The sequence below is a fragment of the Pseudomonas sp. P5_A2_2 genome, assembly GCF_054177685.1.
In genome coordinates, this window is record NZ_JBGCUL010000520.1 from 1 (window position 1) to 3205 (window position 3205).

The 3205-nt window shown below is 58.9% G+C and carries 3 protein-coding genes; 2 read left to right on the forward strand and 1 reads right to left on the reverse strand.

Translation table 11 applies throughout. The features are described from left to right. On the reverse strand, positions 1–356 hold a 356-nt coding region (locus ACXRVY_RS21565; RefSeq protein WP_458238193.1), incomplete at its 3' end, for an isocitrate/isopropylmalate family dehydrogenase. On the opposite strand from ACXRVY_RS21565, the gene ACXRVY_RS21570 reads away from it, so the two are divergent. Together ACXRVY_RS21570 and ACXRVY_RS21575 are read left to right on the forward strand one after the other, a co-directional pair. Next, positions 355–522 (forward strand): hypothetical protein, encoded by a 168-nt coding sequence (locus tag ACXRVY_RS21570; RefSeq protein WP_223461572.1) that lies wholly within the window; start codon positions 355–357, stop codon positions 520–522. The genes ACXRVY_RS21565 and ACXRVY_RS21570 overlap by 2 nt on opposite strands. Positions 523–861: 339 nt before the next feature. Continuing rightward, positions 862–3087, forward strand: coding sequence for an NADP-dependent isocitrate dehydrogenase (locus tag ACXRVY_RS21575; protein WP_223461570.1), 2226 nt, complete (start codon positions 862–864; stop codon positions 3085–3087). Positions 3088–3205: the final 118 nt, after the last annotated feature.

A 3205-nucleotide genomic window follows, 5' to 3' on the forward strand; every position in this document is an offset into this window, starting at 1 on the left:
GCTACGTTCAGGGAACGGATGCCRCCACCGACCGGGGTGGTCAGCGGGCCCTTGATGGAAACCACGTAATCCTTSACYGCGTCCAGGGTTTCCTGAGGCAGCCAGGTGTCCTGATCGTAAACCTGGGTCGCTTTTTCCCCGGCGTACACTTCCATCCAGGAAATCTTGCGCTCGCCACCGTAAGCCTTCTTAACAGCAGCATCGACAACCTTGATCATGACCGGGCTGATGTCGACACCAATGCCGTCGCCTTCGATGAAGGGGATGATCGGGTTATTAGGAACATTGAGAGAATGGTCTGCATTGACGGTGATTTTGTCGCCGACGGCTGGAACCTGAATCTTCTTGTAACCCATGCTGAACTCCATTGATTGGATTGAACATCTGGCTTGGTTCGAGCGTAACCCAGTTGAATCGGCGCGCAAACCCTATGTTCCGTCCATCTGCCGCAAAGCCTTGCAACTCGCGAGCTACAAGCTTGAAAGCAAAGGGAAAAACGCCAAACTCAAGCACGACGAATGACCTTGTGCCCTGCTCGCCCCTGCGACCTTTAGACCAATGGACGACATTCGTTGCGTATGAACCATCGGCAGATTGCCAGCTACCTATGTATAATGCCGCCGCTGACTAAAGGGTCACGACGGACTGAACAGCCTGCTGCTTGATAAATAGCGACGAGTGTTTCAGCCCAAAACCGGTCTGTTACCGCAGCCCGACTGCTTGACGCCCTACTGATGCACCCAACATCACAGCAACGAAACCTCGATATTCGGCTCATGGATGACTTTGAACGAACGCGCTTACCCGGCGCCCTCGAGTTTCTGCGCACGCTTTAGCAAAGAAGAGAGAGTTAATCCGAATATGCCCACCCGCTCGAAGATCATCTATACCTTCACCGACGAAGCTCCTGCCCTCGCCACCTATTCACTGTTGCCTATCGTAGAGGCGTTCACCGCCTCGGCTGATATCGCCGTTGAAACCCGCGATATCTCTCTTGCAGGGCGCATCCTGGCCAGCTTCCCCGAGCAACTGGGCGACAAAGCCGTAGCCGACCACCTCGCCGAACTGGGCGCCCTGGCCGTTACGCCTGAAGCCAACATCATCAAATTGCCGAACATCAGCGCCTCGGTTCCGCAACTGCAAGCCGCGATCAAAGAGCTGCAAGCTCAAGGCTTYGCACTGCCGGACTACCCTGAGACCGTCACCAGCGACGCCGACAAAGAAGCCAAGGCGCGCTACGACAAGATCAAGGGCAGCGCCGTGAACCCGGTTCTGCGTGAAGGCAACTCCGACCGTCGCGCTCCGTTGTCGGTCAAGAACTACGCACGCAAGCACCCGCACAAAATGGGCGCGTGGGCCAAGGACTCCAAGTCCCACATCGCGCACATGAACACCGGCGATTTCTACGGCAGCGAAAAGGCCGCCCTGATCGACGCCGCTGACGCCGTGAAAATCGAACTGATCGCTCAAGACGGCACCGCCACCGTCCTGAAAGAAAAGACCAGCGTACAAGCCGGTGAGATCCTCGATTGCGCGGTACTGAGCAAAAACGCCCTGCGCAGCTTCATCGCGGCCGAAATCGAAGACGCCAAGGAACAAGGCGTGCTGCTGTCGGTTCACCTGAAAGCCACCATGATGAAGGTCTCCGACCCGATCATGTTCGGCCAGATCGTTGCCGAGTTCTATAAAGACGCGCTGGCCAAGCACGCTGACGTGCTGGCACAGATCGGCTTCAACCTGAACAACGGCATCGGCGACCTGTACGCGCGCATCAAGGCCCTGCCTGCCGAGCAGCAAGCGGCCATCGAAGCTGACATCCAGGCGGTCTACGCCGTTCGCCCTTCCCTGGCGATGGTCAACTCCGACAAAGGCATCACCAACCTGCACGTGCCGAGCGACGTGATCGTCGACGCCTCGATGCCGGCGATGATCCGTGACTCCGGCAAGATGTGGGGCACCGACGGCCAGCTGCACGACACCAAGGCCGTGATCCCGGATCGCTGCTACGCGACCATCTACCAGGCAGTGATCGAAGACTGCAAGGCCAATGGCGCGTTCGATCCGACCACCATGGGCAGCGTGCCAAACGTTGGACTGATGGCGAAGAAAGCCGAAGAGTACGGCTCCCACGACAAGACTTTCCAGATCAAGGCTGACGGCGTTGTTCGCGTCACCGACAGCAAGGGCAACCTGTTGATGGAACAGGCTGTCGAGGCCGGCGACATCTTCCGCATGTGCCAGACCAAAGACGCACCGATCCAGGACTGGGTCAAACTGGCCGTCAACCGTGCTCGCGCAAGCGCGACCCCGGCGATTTTCTGGCTGGACCCGATGCGCGCCCACGACGGCGTGGTGATCGAGAAAGTTCAGGCTTACCTGAAGGATCACGACACTGCCGGCCTGGACATCCAGATCATGGCGCCGGTCGACGCGATGAAGTACACCCTGCAGCGCACCCGCGATGGCAAAGACACCATTTCGGTGACCGGCAACGTACTGCGTGACTACCTGACTGACTTGTTCCCGATCATGGAACTGGGCACCAGCGCCAAGATGCTGTCGATCGTGCCGCTGATGAATGGCGGTGGCCTGTTCGAAACCGGCGCTGGCGGCTCCGCACCGAAGCACGTGCAGCAGCTGCTGGAAGAGAACTTCCTGCGCTGGGATTCGCTGGGTGAATTCCTCGCCCTGGCCGCGTCCCTGGAACACCTGGGCGTGACCTACAACAACCCCAAGGCGCTGGTGCTGGCCAAGACCCTGGACCAGGCCACCGGCCAGTTCCTGGACAACAACAAGTCGCCATCGCGCAAAGTCGGCAACATCGACAACCGCGGCAGCCACTTCTACCTGGCGCTGTACTGGGCTCAAGCCCTGACTGCCCAGACCGAAGACGCTGCACTGCAAGCGCAGTTCGCGACCCTGGCCAAGACCCTGACCGAGAACGAGGCGACCATCGTTGCCGAACTCAACGCCGTTCAGGGCAAACCAGTGGACATCGGCGGTTACTACCACGCCGACGCCGAGCTGATCAGCAAGGCCATGCGCCCAAGCGCAACCTTCAACGCGGCTGTCGCTGCGCTGGTGTAAGGTTGTAAGGAAGCACCACAAACCCCGGCCCCGTGCCGGGGTTTGTGTTTTCAGAATTCACACAAACCCATTGTAGGAGTGAGCCTGCTCGCGATAGCGTCATGTCAGCCAATATTGA

Bases quoted from the DNA above. Each gene is read 5' to 3' on its own strand.
- ACXRVY_RS21570 (WP_223461572.1), top strand. From the start codon at position 355: ATGCTGAACTCCATTGATTGGATTGAACATCTGGCTTGGTTCGAGCGT.